Source organism: Colwellia sp. 12G3 (assembly GCF_002836775.1).
In the GTDB taxonomy this organism is placed as follows: Bacteria; Pseudomonadota; Gammaproteobacteria; order Enterobacterales; family Alteromonadaceae; genus Colwellia.
The window spans coordinates 23958-46333 of record NZ_PJAQ01000065.1 but is presented as its reverse complement, the minus strand read 5'-3'; the positions used below and the strand labels follow the sequence as shown (position 1 = coordinate 46333).

The 22376-nt window shown below is 37.4% G+C and carries 21 protein-coding genes; 14 read left to right on the top strand and 7 right to left on the bottom strand.

Annotated elements, in window-relative coordinates; all coding sequences use genetic code 11:
• Positions 1-58 precede the first annotated feature (58 nt).
• The 10 genes from CXF71_RS13305 (at position 59) to CXF71_RS13260 (ending at position 9935) form a co-directional block, all read left to right on the top strand.
• Complete coding sequence (locus CXF71_RS13305; RefSeq protein ID WP_101233442.1) at positions 59-553, top strand: chemotaxis protein CheW; 495 nt, start codon at positions 59-61, stop codon at positions 551-553.
• Between the two features lie 122 nt (positions 554-675).
• A complete protein-coding gene (locus CXF71_RS13300) occupies positions 676-1146 on the top strand; it encodes a DUF2802 domain-containing protein (RefSeq protein WP_101233441.1) in 471 nt (156 codons plus the stop codon).
• Positions 1147-1283: 137 nt separating this feature from the next.
• Positions 1284-2081, top strand: a complete 798-nt coding sequence (locus tag CXF71_RS13295; RefSeq protein WP_101233440.1) for an MlaA family lipoprotein — start codon at positions 1284-1286, stop codon at positions 2079-2081.
• Positions 2082-2166: 85 nt separating this feature from the next.
• Positions 2167-2631 carry a 6,7-dimethyl-8-ribityllumazine synthase gene (gene ribH, locus CXF71_RS13290; protein ID WP_101233439.1) on the top strand — a complete coding sequence of 155 codons (465 nt, stop codon included), beginning with the start codon at positions 2167-2169 and terminating at the stop codon, positions 2629-2631.
• Positions 2632-2676: 45 nt separating this feature from the next.
• Entirely contained in the window at positions 2677-3093 is a 417-nt protein-coding gene (gene nusB / locus CXF71_RS13285; protein ID WP_101233438.1) for a transcription antitermination factor NusB, read from the top strand.
• A 38-nt stretch (positions 3094-3131) separates the two neighbouring features.
• The gene (gene thiL / locus CXF71_RS13280; protein ID WP_101233437.1) at positions 3132-4094 is read left to right on the top strand and encodes a thiamine-phosphate kinase; all 963 of its coding nucleotides are present in this window, start codon (positions 3132-3134) and stop codon (positions 4092-4094) included.
• A gap of 70 nt (positions 4095-4164) precedes the next feature.
• Positions 4165-4638, top strand: a complete 474-nt coding sequence (locus tag CXF71_RS13275; RefSeq protein ID WP_101233436.1) for a phosphatidylglycerophosphatase A family protein — start codon at positions 4165-4167, stop codon at positions 4636-4638.
• Between the two features lie 392 nt (positions 4639-5030).
• A complete protein-coding gene (hpf, locus tag CXF71_RS13270; RefSeq protein ID WP_101233435.1) occupies positions 5031-5387 on the top strand; it encodes a ribosome hibernation-promoting factor, HPF/YfiA family in 357 nt (118 codons plus the stop codon).
• 169 nt (positions 5388-5556) lie between these two features.
• Positions 5557-6807, top strand: a complete 1251-nt coding sequence (locus CXF71_RS13265; protein ID WP_101233434.1) for an efflux RND transporter periplasmic adaptor subunit — start codon at positions 5557-5559, stop codon at positions 6805-6807.
• A gap of 14 nt (positions 6808-6821) precedes the next feature.
• A complete protein-coding gene (locus CXF71_RS13260; protein ID WP_101233433.1) occupies positions 6822-9935 on the top strand; it encodes an efflux RND transporter permease subunit in 3114 nt (1037 codons plus the stop codon).
• 77 nt (positions 9936-10012) lie between these two features.
• Here the strand turns inward: CXF71_RS13260 and CXF71_RS13255 are convergent, their stop codons facing one another.
• Positions 10013-10168: a DUF2986 domain-containing protein gene (locus CXF71_RS13255; RefSeq protein WP_101233432.1), complete on the bottom strand. Its 156-nt coding sequence runs from the start codon at positions 10166-10168 to the stop codon at positions 10013-10015.
• A 45-nt stretch (positions 10169-10213) separates the two neighbouring features.
• On the bottom strand, positions 10214-10639 hold the full coding sequence (locus CXF71_RS13250; protein ID WP_101233431.1) for a hypothetical protein: 426 nt from the start codon (positions 10637-10639) through the stop codon (positions 10214-10216).
• 148 nt (positions 10640-10787) lie between these two features.
• On the opposite strand from CXF71_RS13250, the gene dbpA reads away from it, so the two are divergent.
• The 4 genes from dbpA (at position 10788) to CXF71_RS13230 (ending at position 15571) form a co-directional block, all read left to right on the top strand.
• Positions 10788-12194: an ATP-dependent RNA helicase DbpA gene (dbpA, locus tag CXF71_RS13245; protein ID WP_101233430.1), complete on the top strand. Its 1407-nt coding sequence runs from the start codon at positions 10788-10790 to the stop codon at positions 12192-12194.
• Between the two features lie 29 nt (positions 12195-12223).
• The gene (gene zapE, locus CXF71_RS13240; RefSeq protein WP_101233429.1) at positions 12224-13333 is read left to right on the top strand and encodes a cell division protein ZapE; all 1110 of its coding nucleotides are present in this window, start codon (positions 12224-12226) and stop codon (positions 13331-13333) included.
• A 217-nt stretch (positions 13334-13550) separates the two neighbouring features.
• Positions 13551-14387 carry a DUF2884 family protein gene (locus CXF71_RS13235; protein ID WP_101233428.1) on the top strand — a complete coding sequence of 279 codons (837 nt, stop codon included), beginning with the start codon at positions 13551-13553 and terminating at the stop codon, positions 14385-14387.
• Positions 14388-14773: 386 nt separating this feature from the next.
• Positions 14774-15571, top strand: coding sequence for a tRNA-uridine aminocarboxypropyltransferase (locus CXF71_RS13230; RefSeq protein ID WP_101233427.1), 798 nt, complete (start codon positions 14774-14776; stop codon positions 15569-15571).
• 108 nt (positions 15572-15679) lie between these two features.
• Here the strand turns inward: CXF71_RS13230 and serA are convergent, their stop codons facing one another.
• From serA to glnD, 5 genes are all read right to left on the bottom strand, one after another.
• Positions 15680-16933 carry a phosphoglycerate dehydrogenase gene (gene serA, locus CXF71_RS13225; protein ID WP_101233426.1) on the bottom strand — a complete coding sequence of 418 codons (1254 nt, stop codon included), beginning with the start codon at positions 16931-16933 and terminating at the stop codon, positions 15680-15682.
• 197 nt (positions 16934-17130) lie between these two features.
• Positions 17131-17787 carry a ribose-5-phosphate isomerase RpiA gene (gene rpiA, locus CXF71_RS13220; RefSeq protein ID WP_101233425.1) on the bottom strand — a complete coding sequence of 219 codons (657 nt, stop codon included), beginning with the start codon at positions 17785-17787 and terminating at the stop codon, positions 17131-17133.
• Between the two features lie 319 nt (positions 17788-18106).
• Entirely contained in the window at positions 18107-18511 is a 405-nt protein-coding gene (locus CXF71_RS13215) for a hypothetical protein (protein ID WP_101233424.1), read from the bottom strand.
• A gap of 281 nt (positions 18512-18792) precedes the next feature.
• Positions 18793-19632, bottom strand: coding sequence for a 2,3,4,5-tetrahydropyridine-2,6-dicarboxylate N-succinyltransferase (gene dapD, locus CXF71_RS13210; protein ID WP_101233423.1), 840 nt, complete (start codon positions 19630-19632; stop codon positions 18793-18795).
• Positions 19633-19718: 86 nt separating this feature from the next.
• Positions 19719-22349 (bottom strand): [protein-PII] uridylyltransferase, encoded by a 2631-nt coding sequence (glnD, locus tag CXF71_RS13205; RefSeq protein WP_101233422.1) that lies wholly within the window; start codon positions 22347-22349, stop codon positions 19719-19721.
• Positions 22350-22376 lie beyond the last annotated feature (27 nt).

Here is a 22376-nt window from a genome sequence, read left to right as displayed (position 1 = left end):
AATTATCCCTGTCTAGGTATAGGCAGTTTAAAAGTAAGTAATTTGAGAGGCGAATAATATGTCTAATATAAGACGAAGTGCAAGCGATAAAGTTGAAGCTAATGACGAGGTACTACAGTGGGTAACCTTTAAATTAGAGAATGAAACTTATGGTATTAATGTCATGCAGGTACAAGAAGTTTTACGCTACAGTGAAATAGCTCCTGTTCCGGGTGCCCCACTTTATGTACTTGGTATTATAAATTTACGTGGCAATGTGGTAACCGTTATAGATACTCGGTCACGGTTTGGTTTAGATCCGTGCGATATTACGGATAATACACGTGTGGTGGTTATAGAGTCAGAAAAGCAAGTTATCGGTATTCTAGTTGATAGTGTTGCTGAGGTTGTCTATTTAAAGTCATCAGAAATTGATGTAGCACCGAACGTTGGAAATGAAGAGAGTGCTCAATTTATTCAAGGCGTATCTAATCGCGATGGTGAATTACTTATTTTGGTTGATTTAGATAAGTTACTCTCTGATGATGAATGGGATGAACTTAAGCAGTTCTAATTTATCTTTACCGCGCTCTGTAATTATTTGCCAGAAAAAGTCTGTATTAGCAGGCTTTTTTATTTGTAATTATAGCGTGATGCGATTGTCCGTTTAGTTTTTATGCAAGGCAGAATTTTTTAATGTCATTATTAGCCGTCCCCATTATTGCAGTCCTAGCGCTATTTCTTGTCTTATTCACGAGTACAGTCCTATTTTTTTGCTTAACTAAACTCAAAAATAAAATAATCCTGCTGAACATGGAAGTACAAGGTCAAGCTTTACTGCTTAATGAATTACAAGTTTCAAATCAAAAATTGCAGCAAGATTTTGATGTTATGGCGGAAAGTAGCAGTAAACTAGCAGCTGAAAATGCACAAGTATCACAGCAGTTAGAACACCGCATCAAAAAATTACAGCATCAAGCTATCGAACAACAACAACTATTTACACAATGGCAAGAAAGCCAAGGGCAAGATAAATTTTATAACCGAGCTTTTAAATTAGCCGAGAAAGGTGCCGGTATTGAGGAGATCATGAGTGAATGCGAATTACCTCAAGCAGAAGTTGAAATGTTACTTTCTGTCTATCAGCAACGTATTCGTTCTCAGTAAACGATTAGCACCTCATTGACTTGATAAAACTAAATATAGCGATCTGTGTTAAAACGTTATTCACGCAACTATTTATTTTATGTTAAACTGCCTCGTTTTTTAATGCATCTTTATGTAACGGCAAGGAACTAGGCCCTGTGAGCTCAGTCATAACTCTATTTTTTCGACTTCCACTATTCGTTTTAATTTACAGTCTCTCAGGGTGTTCAACGACACCGGAAAAACCAATTGAATTAGAGACTAAGTCAGTTAATGTAAGTGATCCAAGAGACCCATTTGAGGCGATTAATAGACCATTTTGGACTTTTACTTGGGATTATGTAGACAAATATATTGCTAAACCCACATCAGAAATTTACACAACTTATACGCCACCATTTTTGCGTACAGGTTTATATAACATGGCGTTAAACTTAAATGAGCCTGCGAGTATTATTAATAATGTGCTCCAGCTAAAGTTTACAGACGCTGCGAAAAATACCGGTCGTTTCGTCCTTAACTCTACTATTGGCTTATTTGGTTTTTATGATCCTGCTAGTGATTTTGATTGGTCAGGTGAACAAGAAGAGTTTGGTGAGGTATTAGGCTCCTATGGTATTGGCGATGGACCCTATATTGTCATTCCTGGTTTGGGGCCAAGCTCGGTTCGGGAAGAAGTTGGCGATTACGTTGATGGGCTCTATTGGCCTCTAGTCGTTATTGATTTTTGGCCTAACATCGCGCGTTTAGGCATACTAGCTCTAGAGAAAAGGGCGACGGTTAGAGATCAGGAACAATTAGTTGTTGAGTCTGAGGATCCCTATGAATTTATTAAAAATGCATACTTTCAAAATATGAACTATAAACTTTATGATGGCAATCCTCCAATCATTATCAATTTAGAGGAAGAAGCTGAAATAGATGCATTTCTCGACGATTTTAATGATATAGACTAATTTTTAGAATAAACGAGTACCTATGCCGATAACTATTTGTTAGAATTACGGCAATTTTTTATATACACCCTATTGGAATAATTAAATGAATATTATTGAAGGTTCGTTTGAAGCAAAAGGTAAGAAATTTGCCATTGTTGTATCACGGTTTAATCACTTTATCGTTGAAAGTTTACTAGAAGGTGCAGTTGATGCCCTTAAACGCCATGGTAATGTTAATGACGATGATATCACCATCGTTCGAGTACCAGGTGCATATGAGCTACCTTTAGCCGCTAAAAAAATCGCGGCAAAAGGCGAATTTGATGCAATCATTGCTATTGGCGCTGTCATTCGTGGTGGTACTCCGCACTTTGATTTTGTTGCTGGTGAATGTAATAAAGGTCTAGCGCAAGTATGTCTAGATGCTGAAATTCCAGTTTCATTTGGTGTTATTACTACTGACTCTATCGAACAAGCAATTGAACGAGCAGGGACTAAAGCCGGTAACAAGGGTGCTGAAGCAGCACTTGGCGCATTAGAAATGGTTAATGTATTAGCTCAAATTTAATTTTCTGAACTTTATTCCTAAACTTAAGAAAAATGGAAGTGTATTGTGAAACCTTCACCTAGAAGAAAAGCCCGTGAACTAGCTGTACAAGCTACTTATTCATGGCAAGTAAGTCAAAATCCGGTAAAAGACATTGAAGTAAATTTTATTGCAGAAAACAGTAAACGTCGCTTTGATATTGAATACTTTCAATTATTATTGCGCGGTGTAACCGCCAATGTTGCTGAAATAGATGCGGCTATCTCGCCTTATGTAGATCGTCCGCTCGATGATATTGATCAAGTAGAAAAGGCGATATTACGTGTGGCAGTGTTTGAATTAAAAGACTGTGCAGATGTACCTTACCGTGTAGTGATTAATGAAGCTATCGAGTTAGCTAAATTATTTGCAGCGGATGATAGCCACAAGTTTGTTAACGGTGTTTTAGACAAAACCGTCAAGTTAATTCGCCCTCAAGAGTAATCTACTAGTATTTAGATATTAGTAATTAAAGGCTTAGCATGAAAGAGTTCGAGTTAATTAAGCATTTCTTTACCAAGCAGATAGTCAAACGCAAAGACGTTGTGCTTGGTATTGGGGATGATTGTGCTGTTTTAGCACCGATTGCGAATCAAAATATAGTGGTGACTACAGATACATTAGTTGCTGGTGTACACTTTCCATTCGATACGAGCCCCAGAGCCATAGGGCATAAGGCTGTTGCAGTTAATTTATCTGATATTGCAGCAATGGGAGCTAAGCCAAGTTGGCTATCTTTAGCATTAACGTTACCTGATATAGATGAACCATGGTTAATTGAGTTCTGTGAAGGTGTCTTTGAATTATGTGAGTTTTATAATGTAGAACTTATTGGTGGAGATACTACTCAAGGCCCATTGAGTATAACGATTACAGCTCAAGGTCTTACACCTGAAGGTAGTTATTTATCTCGTTCAGGAGCTAAAGCAGGTGATTGGTTGTATGTAACGGGCGAACTCGGTGATGCAGCTTTAGCTTTACAGCAAATTACAGGTAGAGTAGATCTTGAACCGCAATTTATTGATATAATAAGGAACAAGCTTGATTATCCAAAGCCGAGAGTTTTAGCCGGACAAACACTCCGAGAATATGCTTCCTCTGCCATTGATCTTTCTGATGGCTTGATTTCTGATTTGGGACATATATGCCAAGCCTCTAATGTTGGTGCTAATGTGGTGCTTGATGCCTTACCTTTATCAACAATAATGCGTGATAGTTTACTTGCAGATGATGCCATCACTTTGGCATTATCTGGTGGTGATGACTATGAGCTTTTGTTTACGGTATCTGAAGATAACAAAGTGGGTATGGAAACGGCTATGTCTCATGCAGGTACACGTGTTACTTGTATAGGGCAGTTGAATGCATCCCATACTATAACGACAACATTGAATAATAAACCCATTCCAATAAACTCCGCTGGTTTCGAGCACTTTACTGAGTAGCGCGAGTTTAGTCATTTACTAATAATTACCAATTACCAATTACCAATTAATCAATTAAGCAGTTATTTATATGTCGGATAAAAATACACAAGTTAATTTTAACCTTGCTAATCCGATTCAATTTTTAGCTTTAGGTTTTGGTAGTGGTTTAGCGCCCAAAGCTCCGGGGACTTTTGGTACACTTGCCGCAGTTCCTTTATTTCTCCTTATGAGCGGCTTGACGCCATTTATATATGCATTACTCGTTTTAGTGGTTTGCATCTCAGGTATTTATATTTGTGGTAAAGCGGCTAGTGATGTTGGTGTACATGACCACGGTGCCATTGTATGGGATGAATTTGCTGGTTTTTTTATAACTATGTTCATGATACCAGTGACTTGGCAGAGTGTATTAGTAGGTTTTATTTTATTTCGTATTTTTGATATTGCTAAACCTTGGCCAATTTCAATTGCAGATAAAAAATTAACCGGTGGCTTTGGTATTATGTTTGATGATGTATTAGCTGGTTTATTTGCCCTTGTGATAATGCATCTCATTTTCTAATTTATAAATATTTTACCTTGATAACCGCAGAAATTGAAACATTGATAGGACATTCAACGACTCTGACTTTGTCGAGCTTTTTGCATTGGAATCTAAGCGATTGATTTCACTAAAGCATCAATAACCCATTATCCATAGTTCAGCTTAAATACCTTTTTCTTCATTTTCTTACTTTAGATCAATAGTAATTTCTCAATTTTTACGCTATTTTTAATTCTAGGCATATGTATGCTTCTTAACGGGTTGTCGTTAGTGTTATATAAATATTTAACGCGTTTACTTGTTTTAGCAAAAATTGCCCTCAGGTCTATTATTAAGTGACACATTGTTATGTAGATAAAATGTCATTTAGGTAAATCAGTCTTTAAGTAATCGTAAAAAAAGGAATACCTATGAAAATAAATCTTTCTGGTCATCACGTAGAAGTAAATGATTCAATCAAAGAGCATATCGAAGAAAAATTTTCTAAAATAGCTAGCCATTTTCCAACACTCATTGCCTTAGATGTAATTATTTCAAAAGAACATCATAAACATCAAGTTGAGTTAACCACAAATTATGAAGGTGGTCGTATTTCTGCCACGGGCACTAATGAAGTTATGTATCCTGCCATTGCTAATGCAGCCAAAAAATTAGATGCTGCGCTGAAGCATAGAAAAGGTCAGTTAAAAGCCAATTTACATGAAAAACCAGATCCTACCACACCAGAAATAGCCCATGAGAAAGTTCAAGAGATGAACTTAGCTTAACGCTTAAAACATACATTACAAAAAAGCTGTTGAACTTTGTTCACAGCTTTTTTTTTGCAAAAATTACACTTTTCTCTATTTAGTACAAATAATTACTACATTGAATACTCGGTATGTAATAATCGACTTAATTCATAATGAAAGCATTAACCTCACAAGGAATAATTTGATGCTCAAGCACTTTTTAAGACACCCAAGTAGCGCTAACTTAACCACGAATAAATTTGTACTATTTGGACTTTTATCTCTCACACTTACCGCTTGTAGTAAAGATGAAGTCAAGGTCAAAGCTCCTGCACCAGCTGTTTCCGTCTACTCAATTAAATCACAGGCAATAGGTGGCTATCGTGAATTTGTCGCTCGTACAGAAGCTTTTAAGGAAGCTAACTTACGAGCACGAGTTGAAGGTGAGCTAACTGAACGTCATTTTAGAGAAGGAAGTACAGTTGAAAAAGGGCAAGTATTATTAAGAATTGATCCTGCTGCGTATGAAGCTGCTTTATCTGCAGCAAAAGCTGACTTAAGCTCGCGAGTCTCAGGTGAAGATAACGCTAAGCGTAATTTAAAACGAGCGAATGACCTCATCGATGAAGGTTACATTTCTCAATCAGACTTTGACCGATTAACTACTGAGGAATCACAGGCTAAATCAGCCGTGAAGGCTGCACAAGCTGCCCTTGAAAAAGCGGAACTTGACTTAAGTTATACCACTATTACGGCACCGTTTAGTGGTCGTATTGGTAAAGTAAATTATAATGTTGGCAACCTTGTTGGCCCAACGAGCAACACCTTAGCTACACTTATAATAAGTAATCCTATTTTTGTTAGTTTCCAAGTTGAAGAAAGTTTCTATACTTCCTATTTACAGAATCACCAAGGCGAAAGATCAGCAGATGATGCAAAAATTGATGTTTCCTTACGCTTACCCAATAATTCTGAATACCCAGAAAAAGGAAAATTAGATTTTGCTGATACTAAAATTTCTGAAGGAATGGGTACGGTAGAATTGAGAACTATTTTCCCTAATCCGCATCATATTATTTTACCTGGTCTTTTTGTTACTCTGATTGTTGAAAGCCAAAATAAAGAAGAAATGGCATTAATTCCTCAAGCGGCTGTTCAAGAAAGTCAGCAAGGAAAGTTTGTTTTAATTGTCGATGAAAATAATAAGGTGATACAACGCCATGTAGTACTCGGTCGAAGAATTAATGCAATGTGGGTAGCTGAAAAAGGCGTTGCTATCGGTGAGAAAGTGATTGTTGAAGGATTACAAAAAGTCCGCTCTGGTGTCGAAGTAAGAGGCATAGAGAAACATGTAGATCCTATCATTGGAACAATATCTGATCTTAACAATAAAGCCGTTGACTCTTCAAAAGTAAATGAGCCTAATATCAGCCCTAGTGCTGTCGCCGATAAGTAAACAAGGACGATTTTATGATCAGTAAAACTTTTATCAATCGCCCTAAGTTTGCCTTTGTAATATCTATTGTTATTACATTAGCTGGCTTAATTGCCATGAGCGTATTACCGGTAAATATGTATCCTGAAATTACACCACCTCAGGTTCAAATTTCGGCAATCTATCCAGGAGCGAGTGCTCAAGTTGTAGAAGAGTCAGTTATCAGGCCCATTGAAGAACAGATCAATGGTGTTGAAGATATGATGTATATTGAATCTTCTGCTTCTAACAATGGTAGCGCCGTTATAACGGTATTTTTTAAAGTTGGCACCGATGGTGATATTGCACAAGTTAATGTGCAAAATAGGGTTGCACTAGCTACAAGTTCTTTACCATCAGAGGTTACCCGTCAAGGGGTTGATGTTAAGAAGAAATCAAGCTCTATGTTACTAGGTATAAACTTGTTTTCTGAACAAGATAGTATCAATCAACTATTTTTAAGTAACTATGCGACTAACTATTTAACTGAACCACTAGGGCGTATCAAAGGTGTTGCTTCAGCTGAAGTGATGGGTGAAATGACGTATAGCATGCGTGCATGGCTTAATCCTGAGCGAATGGCTTCACTTAGTATTACTGTGACTGAAGTGCAACAGGCATTAAAAGAGCAGAATATGATTGTTGCAGCGGGTAAGTTAGGTGCGAGTCCAACGTTACCTAATCAGCAATTTGAGTATTCTATCCAAGCAAAAGGTCGCTTACAAACACCTGAAGAATTTGGCCAAACGATAATTCGATCTCAACTTAATGGTAATTTTATCCGTTTAATTGATATTGCTCGTTTAGAGCTAGGTGCTGAAGACTATTCAACACAAGCAAGATTAAATGGTAAAGAAACAGCTTTCCTTGTTATTTATCAACTACCTGATGCTAACGCTACTGAAGTTGCTTCTTTGGTAAAGGCTGAAATGGTAAAGCTTTCTCAGCGTTTTCCTGATGGTTTAGAGTATGTCATTCCTTATGATACAACGGAATTTATCGATCGTTCTATTGAAGAGGTTATGGTGACTTTATTTCAAGCAATTATCTTGGTTATATTAGTTGTTTTTTTATTCCTGCAAAATTGGCGAGCTACTATTATCCCAACCTTAGCAATTCCAGTCTCACTCGTGGGTACTTTTGCTTTTATGGTTTTGATGGGCTATTCAATTAACACGGTTACCTTATTTGGGCTGGTGCTAGCTATTGGTATCGTTGTTGATGATGCAATAATTGTTATTGAAAATGTTGAGCGTATATTAAAAGAAGAACAACTACCTATTAAAGAGGCGGTAACCAAGGCAATGGAGCAGGTGTCAGGACCTATTATTGCTACCACCTTGGTATTACTTGCCGTATTTGTTCCTGTTGCCTTTATGCCAGGTATAACAGGTGAACTATATAAGCAATTCTCGGTAACTATCTCTTTTGCAGTACTAATTTCTTCGTTAAATGCGCTAACATTGAGCCCAGCACTATGTACGGTACTTTTAAGCGCTGAAAAAATGAAACCAATCACTTGGTTACTACCCTTTGAACGTCTTATTACTAAGGTGACTGGCAGCTATACCAATACCGTTGGCTTTATGCTTAAGCGACTTACCAGAGTAGGACTTTTTGTTGGATTAATCTTTATTGCCGCAGGTTGGTTAACAACGGCTGTGCCAACAGCCTTTTTACCGGCTGAAGATCAAGGTTATTTGTTTGTTGATGTTCAGTTACCCGATGCAGCTTCAAGCAATCGTGCGCAAGCTGTTCTAGATAAAATAACACCGATTATTTTAAATGACGCCGCCGTTGATGACATTATAACGGTATCGGGCTTTTCATTACTGGGTGGTGCGGGTTCAAATAATGGCCTTGCCATTATTCTTCTGAAAGATTGGGAAGAACGAACCACGCCTGAACTTGGTTTAAGACAAGTCATTCCTCGCTTAATGGGACAGTTATGGACGATGCCAGATGCACAAATAATGGTGTTTAATCCGCCGCCTATTCCAGGTTTAGGCAATAGCTCTGGTTTTGACTTTAAATTACAAGACAGTGAAGGACGAGACCCTGCCGAGTTAGCGCAAGTAATGAACGGGTTAATTTATGAAGCTAATCAGCGACCTGAATTGTCACGCGTATTTAGTACCTATCGTGCAAATGTACCGCAGTACTTCTTAGAGGTAGATAGAAACAAGGCTAAAGCGCAAGGCGTGGCTTTATCCGATATCTTCTCTACTTTACAAGCACAATTAGGTTCTTTATATATTAATGACTTTAGTCAGTTTGGTCGTACATACCGTGTGACTATTCAAGCAGAAAGTAAATATAGAAAAGATCCATCAGATCTTCGTCACTATTTTGTTCGAAACAAAGATGATGAAATGGTACCTCTCACTACATTGGCATCGCTTAAACCAATACTGGGACCTACTACCATTAGTCACTTTAACTTGTATCGTAGTGCGAGTATTACAGGTAATGCCTCTCCAGGGTATTCTTCAGGACAATCTATTGACGTAATGGAAGAGTTAGCCAGTACATTGCCTCAAGGTTATATTTATGAATGGTCAGGACAGTCAAAGCAAGAATTAGAAGCGGGTAACTTAGCTCCTATTTTATTTGGTTTAGCTATTGTCTTTGTGTACCTATTCTTAGTCGCACAATACGAGAGTTGGACTATTCCATTCTCAGTAATTGCTGCGGTACCTTTAGCATTGTTTGGCGCTATGTTAGCGCTATACACGGTAGGTATGGCTAATAATATTTATGCGCAAGTTGGTTTGGTATTACTTATTGGTCTCTCTACCAAAACGGCAATTTTAATTGTTGAGTTTGCCATGGAACAAAGAGCAGCAGGAGAGACGATAATGAATGCGGCACTCAATGCGGCAAAAATGCGCTTTCGTGCGGTATTGATGACAGCATTTTCTTTTATATTAGGTGTGTTACCGCTTGTATTCGCAACGGGCGCAGGGGCTGGAAGTCGTGTTTCTTTGGGTATAACTGTACTGGCAGGTATGGTTGCAGCAACGCTATTTGGTACTTTACTTGTACCTTACTTCTACTTGTTAATTCAACGTATGCGAGAAAAATTCAAAGGTCAGTCTGAATCCTCTTAGATTATTTCTTAGAATTGACATAGCAAAAGGGCACAGTAAATGTGCCCTTTTTGGTTTTTGTTAACTTAATGCCAATATTATTCTACATCAGTTACTTGCTTATCTTCCTCTTCAGCAAGTTTAGCTCTGTCGGCTTTTGATACATACTTAGGTTTATTATCAGTATGTAACTTAGCATTCATTTTCTTTACTTTCTTTTTCAAGATAGTATTCATTTTCTTTTTTCTATTCATCTTATTGTCTCTACATCTAAATTAAAACTTTCTACTTTTTTACTATTAAAAAATAATAACTATAAGCATTAAAGGGATATACGGGTATAACACCGTTGGCTTCAACGAATTACTAACATACTCTACAATGAGTGCCTTTGTACTAGGGCGGTTAACTTGCCACTGCTTATAGAATAAATAAGGCTTAATGGACTCGTTTGTTTGCTCTAGTTCATTAAGGGCTAATTTATCCTCTATTGCTATTATCGCACTTGCAGTCCTTTGCTGAAAGGTTTTCCAAATACCTTCTTGCAACCAGAGCGTTGCCAATAATAGTAATGTAACCATACTCGTCACTGAAAAGGTAAAGGCAAACAAAGTGATAGTGATTGCCACAAGTTTGATTATTAACGCATAATTCTCATAATTCTCATGATTGTCATTCAAAGTTTGCCATTGCTCTACTAATAACTGTTTTGAAACTGTTGTCATAGGTTGAATATACTGGGGTTGTACAAAAATTACTGTTATTATGCGCGCATTATCTATCTCATGAAAGTTTTCTTATCTTTGTATTGATAGCTTTCTTATTTTTTGGCTTAGTTTTTGACTAAGTCGCTTTAAACCAGAGGCGTTTATTTTGAGTACTAATACAACTACTTCATCGTTGGCTTTTTCTTCGTTGAGCTTGAAACAGGATTTAGTTACAAACTTATCGTCGCTTGGCTATGAGAAAATGACACCAATTCAAGCTAAAACCTTACCTGAACTGCTTAAGGGAAAAGATGTTATTGGTGAAGCTAAAACTGGCTCAGGTAAAACTGCTGCTTTTGGTTTAGCGCTACTTAACAAACTAGAAGTTAAAAAATTTCGCATTCAATCCTTAGTCATTTGTCCTACCCGAGAGCTGGCTGACCAAGTTGCAAAAGAGTTGAGAAAACTAGCACGTGGTATTCATAATATTAAAATATTGACACTTTGTGGTGGCACCCCATTTGGGCCACAAATTGGTTCTTTGGAGCATGGCGCACATGTTATTGTTGGTACCCCAGGTCGCCTTGAAGAACATGTTATCAAAGGCACCTTACAATTAGATAACTTAAATTTATTAGTGCTTGATGAAGCTGACCGCATGCTAGAAATGGGTTTTCAAGCGGCACTTGATAATATTATTGGACGTACACCACTTGACCGTCAAACGTTACTTTTTAGTGCTACGTTTCCTGACCAAATTAAGTCTATTAGCGAAAGCATCATGACAGATCCAGTGATGGTGAAAATCGCTTCTAGTGAAGATCAATCAACTATTAGTCAAAAATTTTTTAAAGTAAGTAATGATGATAGTCGACTAGAAGCGTTACGTTTATTGTTATTAGATAACCAAGTTGAATCGACGGCCATTTTTTGTAATACCAAAAAAGAAACCCAACAGGTCGCTGATGCCTTACATTTTGATGGTTTTAGCGTGTTAGCTTTACACGGCGATTTAGAGCAACGCGATAGAGATCAAACATTATTACGTTTTGCTAACAAAAGTGCGTCAATTCTTGTAGCTACCGATGTTGCTGCACGAGGTTTGGATATTGATAGCTTAGACTTAGTTATTAATTATCATATCGCCCGCGATAGTGAAGTACACGTACATAGAATTGGTCGTACAGGTCGAGCAGGCAGCACAGGTATCGCTTATTCACTATTTAGTGATAAAGAAAGTTATAAAGTTGGTTTACTTGAAGACTATCTTGAAGCCGTTATTACGCCGGAGCCGCTACCTTCTTTGGCGGTACTTGGCTATGAACGTCCACAAGCTAAAATGGCAACTATTCAAATTGATGGTGGTAAAAAGCAAAAAGTTAGAGCTGGAGATATTTTAGGTGCACTTACCGGCGATAATGGTGTGCAAGGTTCACAAGTTGGCAAAATTTCAGTGCTCGATAACAAAGCCTATGTTGCTGTGACTAAAGCAGCGTTAAACTTAGCGTTGAAAAAAATAGCGAAAGGGAAAATGAAAGGCCGTACCTTCAACGCTCGTCATTTAACTAACTAGTTCTGAATATTTTCAATGAAAAAAGCTAAATGAAACGTGCCTACCAAGAGCTGCTTGACAACAAGCAGCTCGATTTTGATGCCGCTCAAACTAAAGCCGTCGATGCTTTAATTATATTATCTGCCCAATTGTTAGCTCAACAACAATTGCCGACCAAGCTAAAAAAAACTGTCGCTGGATTATACTTTCACGGCCGGGTAGGGCGCGGTAAAACTATGCTGATGGATCTATTTTATCATCACTTAGCCATAGATAATAAAAAACGAATCCATTTCCATCATTTTATGGAAAGTATCCATCAACAACTAGCCAAATTAACTGGGCAATCAGATCCTTTAACCTGCATTGCTAAAGCATGGGCTACCGACATAGATTTACTCTGCTTTGATGAATTCTTTGTTAGCGACATTGGCGATGCTATGTTGCTTTCAGGTTTGTTTTCAGCGCTTTTATCTCAAGGAGTAACGCTGGTAGCAACGTCGAACTGCAAACCCGAGCAACTTTATCGTAACGGTTTACAAAGAGAACGTTTCTTACCAACCATAGCTTTAATAAATCAACATTGTCAGATTGTATCTATTGATGGCGACATCGATCATCGCCGCAGTAAGCTTAGTAAAAACGCTCATTATAATAATTATTTTTTATTAGAAAACCAAGGCAATACAGCATTAATAGAGCGCTTTAAAAGCTTGACTGATACTGCAGATTTAGCTTCTGGCCAGATAGAAATAAATAACCGTCAGCTTAACTATATAGCGCAAAATGGTGACATTATTTTCTTTGATTTTTTCGCTTTATGCTCAGGACCCCGCAGTCAACGTGATTATATGGTGCTAGCGAAAGATTTCAGTACCGTATTTATTGCCAACGTACCTACGTTCTCTGGTGAGTTAGTACCAGCAGTTTTCTCTGGGGTTGAGGACAGTTACCAACGCAGTGGTGTGTTAATGGGAGAGTTACAACAACTTGATGATGAAGCAAGAAGATTTATTGCATTAGTTGATGAATTCTACGATCAACATGTTAAATTAATTGTTAGCGCCCAAGTCGATATATTTGAACTGTATCAGGGGCAGCAACTTGCTTTTGAGTTTGAACGCTGCCAGTCCCGATTAATTGAAATGCAAAGCAGTTAATAATTCTTCTTTTAAAGCTTATAACTAATAGCTAATAATTAGTTAATTTGACTAATTATCTTACATTTCATCAATCCCTTAATATTGATATATCTCTATCTGTATGATATTTGTATGAAAATAAAGTTGGCACTATGTTTGTAACACTATACAAGTAATGGTTACTAAAATAACAAATATGTATATCAGTAAACTCTAATTTCATAAGGATAGAATCATGAATTATTTTCACAGCTCATTAATCGCTAGCGCACTCACGGTATCACTTGCATCATCGGCTGCATACGCTTATGAATCATGTAATGTTGATTTATCGGCAGGCTTCACTATCAATGCTAGCTCAATTGAGTTTCTACAAACTGAAGGTGAAAATGACGAGAAAAAGCGCAGTATATACAAAATTACCGATGGTAATAAACTGCTTGTCGATAACCAACATATTGAGTTATCCGACGGCCAACAAGCGCTACTGAAAAAATATGATGAAAAAATACGTCACTTAGTACCTCAGGTTAGAAATGTTGCCATTGAAGGTGTTGACTTGGCTGTTCAAGGGGTAAATCTTGCCTTCAATGGCTTACTTGGTGAAGGGAATACTGTAGCGGCTGATTTAACCAAAGAGTTAACACTAATTCGAGAACAGGTCGTGACCAAGCTATCTATTGAAAATGGTATTTCAGTTGGTATCGATGGCTTAGAGAGTGATGAATTACTTGGTAAAGATTTTGATCAACGTATCGAATCCGCGGTAGAAAAGGCCGTATTAAATTCTATGGGCAGCATCTTAATTGCTATGGGTCAACAGATGATTACCGCACAGGGTGATGAACAAAGCTTTGAAACACGTATGGAAAACTTCGGTGAGAGTATCGAACATGAAATGACAGTGAGAACTGCTGTCATAGAAAAGAAAGCACAGGCTTTATGTATTAGTATTGCAGAGGTTGACGCGATTGAAGAGCAACTTAAAGCTGAAATCAAACCGCTTTCAACGACGAATGTTTTTACCGTGACACAAGGTCATGATGAAGAAACTCATACTACAACTAAGTAATACCAATCGGACTAATTTATTGGACACTTAGCGAGAATTAAAAGGCTTAGAGGCAAGGCATTGATTGAAGAGAATGGTTATTCCCTTGTCAAAATTAATAACGCTACATGTAAGCCTTTTAAACTCGCCCTTCGGGAGTTCACTAGCAAACTGATCACATCACAAAAAAAATGATATATAGAATAACTGTGCTTAAATTGTTTTGCTTGTTCTAAGCTCGCTAATGAAGCTCTATGTTGGTCAATAAATCAATCCGTTTGGTATAATAGCTTAAATAATAAGAGGCTTAATGAGCGCGATAATTAAAGCGCTAATAATAGCTCAACACTAAGACCCCGTACTGTTATAATTGCGTGGTCTTTTTTTATTCTTATATTTAGTGAAACATGCACGCTGTCCATCAACTACATCTATACCGTAAAAGCCTAAGTACGACCACCTACAAATCACGAGGACAACGGGTTATTCGTTGTCAACTTTGTCAGCTTGCGAAGCCGTTTTGTATCTGTGAAATATCTCCTATTAAAGAGAAAGTAGAGACAACCGCAGGTTTTTTGTTATTAATGTATGACACGGAAGTATTAAAACCGAGTAATACCGGTAAACTCATTGCCGATCTCATTCCTGATACTTTTGCCTTCTTATGGTCAAGAACTCAAGATAATCCCGACTTGTTAGCGGTGATTAATGATGAACAATGGTTTCCACTGGTAGTTTTTCCACAAGAGTATGCTGGTGATGAACGTAAAGTTTTTACCAATACTGTTATTTGCCCAGAAGGTAAAAGACCATTATTTATTATGCTCGATGGTAGTTGGCGCGAAGCAAAGAAAATGTTCCGTAAAAGTCCGTATTTAGATCGGTTTCCAATGGTGTCCTTTGATGTAAAAACGGCTATTCAAGCGGTCAGTGGTCATTGTCAAAGTGAGAACAATAGTCAACTATCGCCAGTCGGCCAAGATTCTCGCTATACTGTTAGAAAAACTGAACTTGAACACCAATTTTCAACCGCAGAGGTTGCGGCTAGAGTGTTAGATATGCATGGCGAGACCAATAATGCACACTTACTTGATCTATGGTTTGATGTGTTTAATTTCCAATATCAAAAAGGTGTCTGTCAGCGTAACAAAGGCAATGTAAATTCCATCGAAAACTATTTGAGCTTTCTAGAAAAAACGTATTGATAGATTGTCAGGTTACATATCCTTTAAAATAAAAAGGCCTGCTTATAAATTTATAAGCAGGCCTTTATTTTTAATTGATATTTAAAGAGGTTTTAAGCCCTTAAAATATTAATGCAATATTCTAGCGCGTATTGTGCCATCAATTTGTTTTAATTCTTTTAGTGCCAAAGCGCTATCTATAGAATCAATATCAATAACAACATAACCAATTTTGTCATCGGTTTGTAAGTATTGTGCTGCAATATTGATATTGTGCTCAGCAAATGCTTGGTTAATTTTCGTCAAAACACCCGGTTGGTTATGATGAATATGTAATAAACGGCTGGTACCTGTATGACCTGGAGTAGAGTGCTCAGGTAAAGATACTTCAGGGAAGTTAACTGCAGATAGACTAGAGCCATTATCAGAGTACTTAGCAAGCTTTGTTGCTACTTCTAGACCGATATTAGCTTGTGCTTCTTTGGTACTACCACCAATATGTGGTGTTAAAATAACATTATCAAAGCCACGTAAAGGTGAGAAGAACTCATCATCATTACTCTTTGGTTCAACAGGGAATACATCAATAGCAGCTCCTGCTATTTTTTTGCACTCCAACGCTTCTGCTAAGGCATCAATATCAACCACGGTACCACGAGATGCATTAATAAAAATGGCACCATCTTTCATTGCTGAAAATTGAGCTTGGGCAATCATGTTTTGAGTTTGTACTGTTTCTGGCACATGTAAACTGACTACGTCAGCTTCACCAAGTAATGCCTCTAACGATGGTGCTTGGCTAGCGTTGCCTAAAGGAAGTTTAGTTTCTACATCATAAAAACGTACTCTCATACCTAAGGTTTCAGCCAAAATACCCAATTGCATACCAATATGACCATAGCCGATAATACCGAGTACTTTTCCGCGTGCTTCTACGGAACCAGCAGCTGATTTAAACCATTCACCACGATGAGCTTTTGCACTTTTCTCTGGGATACCGCGTAGTAATAATAATGTTTCACCAAGGACCAATTCAGCGACTGAACGGGTATTGGAAAAAGGAGCATTAAATACGGGTATTCCACGTGTTTGAGCGGCTTTTAAATCTACTTGGTTGGTGCCAATACAAAAACAGCCAATAGCTGCCAATTTGTTCGCATGACTGAGCACTTTATCAGTTAACTGAGTACGTGAACGAATACCAATAAAATGAACATCTGCAATTTTTTCTATTAAGTCACTTTCTGATAGTGAGGTTTTAAGCGATTCAATATTTGAATAACCTTTTAGCTTTAATTCTTCAAGAGTGCTTGGATGCAAGCCTTCAAGTAATAAAATTTTAATCTTGTCTTTTGCTAACGAGTTTTTGCTGGCAACGGTCATAAATTGGCTTCACTTATTCAAAGTTAAACGGGTTGATATGTTTTTTAGATGGCTAGATATCTAAATAGAGGATTAACATATCATATAGTGTATAAACTCTAAAGAGTTATTAAGCACATTGCCGAATAAATATTCCTAAAAACCTTATATTTCCTTAAAAAAATCAAAAATTCTCAGGAATAATCAAAAATAGTGAATTATTGGATAACCTGAATACCTTCAGCGCTACCGAGTATCAATATGTCAGCACCACGAAGTGCAAACAAACCATTGGTGACAACACCGACAATGGCATTAATTTGTGCTTCAAGTAATTTTGGATCTAAAATCTTGAAGTTGTGAACATCAAGAATAACGTTACCATTGTCTGTGATTACGCCTTGACGATAAACAGGGTCGCCGCCTAACTTAACTAATTCACGAGCAACATAACTGCGCGCCATAGGAATGACTTCAACCGGTAAGGGGAAGTTACCCAAGATTTTCACTTGTTTTGAGTCATCGGCAATACAAATAAATTTTTTGGCTACCGCTGCAACTATTTTCTCACGAGTCAATGCTGCGCCACCACCTTTAATCATTGCCATGTGACGAGTGATTTCATCAGCGCCATCAATATACACATCTAAAACATCAACACTGTTTAAATCAAAGACATCAATTCCATGGGCTTTTAAACGTTTAGTTGACTCTTCTGAGCTTGAAACCGCACCTGTTATTTTACCTTTTAACGAGGCAAGGGCATCAATGAAAAAGTTTACCGTTGAACCAGTACCAACGCCGACTATAGTGTCGTTTTCAATGAATTCTAATGCCTTGATAGCGGCTGCTTTTTTCATTTCATCTTGAGTCATGTTATATGCCTTTTAGCAAACTCTTGCTGTTAAAGTGGGCTTTATAAGCCTTGTAGGGCTACAAAAAAGGAAATTATAACACTAAACGATCTGAGAGTTATACTAAGCCGATGTCTTTAATCAGCAATGATTATTCAATAGGATAAACGACTTTGTTATGGGGGATTTAAAATAGAGTAACTTGTGTTATAGGTGTTAGCGCTAGAACAATAGATAGTATGACATAGTAATAGATAAGCATAATTTTATAGGCAACTGATCACTATGATTTAATCCATTGGGAAGGGGCACTAATATATTAAATTGAGTATCGACTAGCTTATCTTGGCATAGCACTAATCATTACCGCGTTGATGTCTTGTTCAATAACATGAGCATAATTAGAAGATACTCGCTCTTTAGTTTCTTCGGTTCGTTTATGACCTTTTATTTGAATGCCAACTATCGTGCTATCAGGCAGATAACGCTCTTGGTGTTCAGCAAAAGCTAGCATCATACGTTGATCTTCTGGCATAGGCCTGTTGAGTAATGAGAACATTAATTGTTGGTCGGTAGAGGCTGATTTTTTTACTGAGCCTTTATGATAGACAGTAAACTCACTGTGGATAAAATCTTTAGTGTAGTAGTGATTATTTTGAGGTTCAAAATTTACTTGTGCTGTACTGCTACAAGCTGAAATAGCAAAAGTGATAAAAAGAGAGCTAAATATTTTAAGTACTTTCATAACAAACCTAACAATAACTAATAATGATGATTGAGTTATTATCAATAGGGCAAGTGTTATGCCATAAAATTATTTTTTAAAATGTACTTATTTTATACTGCGGTAATTTCATGAAAATATTGGGTAATATCAAGTAACATGAGTAAATTTAATTTCATTAAACTTTATTGAGTGGATAAAAAAAGCTCACAAAGGAGTTATTCTGAGGAATAAATCCATTGTGAGCTTAATTAGCATACTAGTGTCAATTTTTTAACGGTTTAACAAAAAACTTGAAATGATTATTCTTCAGACACTGAGCGAAGTAGCTCATTGATACCAACTTTAGCGAGGGTTTTAGCATCAACCTTCTTGACGATAATTGCAGCATATAAACTGTATGTACCACAAGCAGAAGGTAAATTACCAGGTACTACCACTGAGCCAGCAGGTACACGTCCATAATGTATTTCACCTGTTTCTCTGTCAAAAATACGGGTACTTTGTCCGATGTAAACGCCCATAGAAATTACCGCGCCTTCTTCTACCACAACGCCTTCAACAATTTCAGAGCGTGCGCCAATAAAACAGTTATCTTCAATAATAGTTGGCCCGGCTTGTAAGGGCTCCAATACCCCACCAATACCAACACCGCCAGATAAATGCACATTTTTACCTATCTGTGCACAAGACCCAACCGTTGCCCAGGCGTCAACCATACAACCTTCATCGACAAAAGCGCCAATATTGACAAAACTTGGCATCACCACAACATTTTTACCAATAAAACTACCGGTACGTACACTGGCACCAGGGACGACACGAACACCGTCTGCTTCAAACATTGCTTGTGTATAACCTTCATATTTCATCGGTACTTTATCAAAAAAAGTACTTTCTGCACCATCAATTACTTGGTTATCCCAGATACGAAAAGACAACAGTACCGCTTTTTTAAGCCATTGGTTTACATGCCAGTTGCCATCTATTTTTTCAGCGACACGGGCACTGCCATTGTTTAATGCCGCTAAAGCATCGAGTACAGCATTTTTAATTTCACTTGAAACGGTAGCGGGCGTTATGCTTGCTCTTTCTTCAAAAGCTTGTTCAATCACGCCGGCTAAGTTTTTTAAGTCTGTCATTTGGCTTTCCTATTTATATTTTGTTTGTGTTATCTATGGCTCTAGCCAATTTATACCAAGGGTTCAATAAAGTAGTCCGATGGTCATTAATCAATTTCTTCTTTTAATCGCAGTGCTAAGGCTTCTCGTTCTAGAAGCGTTAGTGCATCATTCTCGGCGCTAGAAATAGTAAATACATCATCCGCTTTTTCACCAAAGGTCGTTATTTTAGCTGAATGAATCTTAATTTTTTCTTGCTGAAATACTTGTGCGATATTTGATAGTAATCCAGGTCTATCTAGGGCTACTATCTCTATCATGGTTCGATTTTTTGAATGTATCTTAATAAAGTTAACACGCAGAGGTACTTTAAATTTTTTCATGTGTCTTGCTATTTTTGGCTCAGGCAACTCACAGATATTAACTTGCTCTAGTCTATCAACTAAATCTTGACTCATTTCCTTAGTGTAGAAACGTTCTCTTAACGGTTTATTGCGACTGTCGAGTACGACAAAGGTATTGACAGAATAACCAGTTTTTGTAGAAATAAGTTTTGCATCATGAATTGATAGTTTTTTCGTAACCAAAAATGAAACGGTATTGGCAAAGGTATCGCTTTTTTCTTTCGTGAAAATAAAAACCTCTGTACCGCCTCTATAGGGTACTGGGCTGATTAGCACTAAGGGCTTTTCTCTATCGTGTTCGAGAATATACTTACATTGCCTAGCTATTTGCTCAGGTGAGTAGCGTAAAAAATAATCTACTCTAAATTCACGCCACAACGCTTTGATTTTTTGTTCGTCTATATTTGTTTTGTTTAACAAGGCTAATGCTTGCTGTTGGTTTTCTCTAATTTTAGAGCGAGTTTCTACTGGTTTTTCTAACCCATGACGAAAAGCGCTTAACGTATTAAAGTAAAGTTCTTCAAGTAAGTTTGCTTTCCAGTTATTCCACAAGCTTTCATTGGTACCACGCATATCGGCAACGGTTAAGCAATAAAGGTAATTTAAATGCGCTTCATCCCTAACAATTTCACCGAAAGTTCGTATAACATTCTCATCATTTATATCACGTCGTTGAGCGGTAACAGACATTAACAAATGATGCTCTACAAGCCACGCCACCATTTTACTATCGTGTCTACTCATTTGATGTGACAAACAAAAATTTAAGGCATCTACAGCCCCCAATTTTGCATGATCACCACCCCGGCCCTTGCCTATATCATGAAAAAAACCACCAAGATAAAGTACTTCAGGTTTACGAATTTTTTGTACTATTTTACTACACAGTGGGAATTTATGATTATGCTCTTTTTGACTAAACTGGTGCAAGTTTTTAATAACCCGATAGCTATGCTCATCGACTGAGTAAGCATGAAAAAGGTCAAACTGCATTTGGCCGGCAATATTACGCCAAAGTGGTAAATATGAACTGAGAATACTGTGCCTGTGCATTAAAGTTAATGCTAAACCTAAACCACGAGGGTGACGAATAATTGCCATAAACATACGGCGACATTCAGCATAATCAATTAACCCTGAGATTAGTCGCCTGCGTGCATTGCGCATTAATCTTATTGTATGTGAGTGTATACCTTTAATACCAGGCTCTTGGGCTATGATTAAAAACAACTCGATCATTTTGACAGGTCGCATAAAAATGCGATCATTTCGGGTATTAATTAAGGTATCAACCAACTCAAAATCTTGATTGATAATACTAACGTTACTCTGTTCAGGTTTCTTGATGATAGCTTGTTCAAAATGCTGTAACAGCATGGTATTTAATTCAGTGACTCGGGCAATAATACGAAAAAAACGTTTCATCATACGTTCTACCGGGGCTTTACCTTCATCACCAAAGCCCATCATTTTTGCTACATCAGCTTGATAATCAAATAAAAGGCGGTTTTCACTTCGACCGGCTACAAAATGTAGGGCAAAACGCATGCGCCATAAATAATCTTGTGATTCTAATAGCTCAAAAAATTCATTGGGGTAGAGGTAGTTATGCTCAACAAGTTCTTCAAGTGAGTCGGCTGAAAAATGTCGCTTAGCGACCCAGGAAATAGTTTGTATATCTCGTAAACCACCAGGGTTTGCTTTCAAATTAGGTTCAAGGGTGTATGCTGCACCACGGTATTGTTGGTGTCTAGCTTCTTGCTCTTTACATTTGGCGATAAAGAACTTCTCGGATGTCCAAAAAACATCTTCATGTAATAACGGCATTAATTGCTGGGTAAGCGTTTCACTACCTGCTATTTGTCGCATTTCCATTAAATTAGTAGCAACGGTTACTTCCTTGACCGCTTGTTTTAAGCACTCTTTAATTGAGCGAACACTATGACCAATATCAAGTTTTATATCCCATAGTTGGGTAATAAAGCTTGATATTTTTTCTTCTAACTCTAGGTTAACGTCTTCTTGCGTTAATAATAAAATATCCACATCAGACTGCGGATGTAATTCAGCTCTACCATAACCCCCAACAGCAACTAAACTAATTTGATACTCATCAAGGTGGTGCTGACACCACAATTTTTTCAAAATGGCATCAACAAAAACAGCACGCGAGGATAATAAATCACTAATGTCATGTTCAATAAAGACGTCTTTTAACCAAGTATTAAAAGACTGACTTAACTGACAGATATCGCGGGTAGATAAAAAATCAGCACTAACGGCTAATTGTTCAATAAATTGTGGAGGAACTATATGTACTGGATTACTAGTCAAGAGCTTACCTTTTATCTATGCGATTAA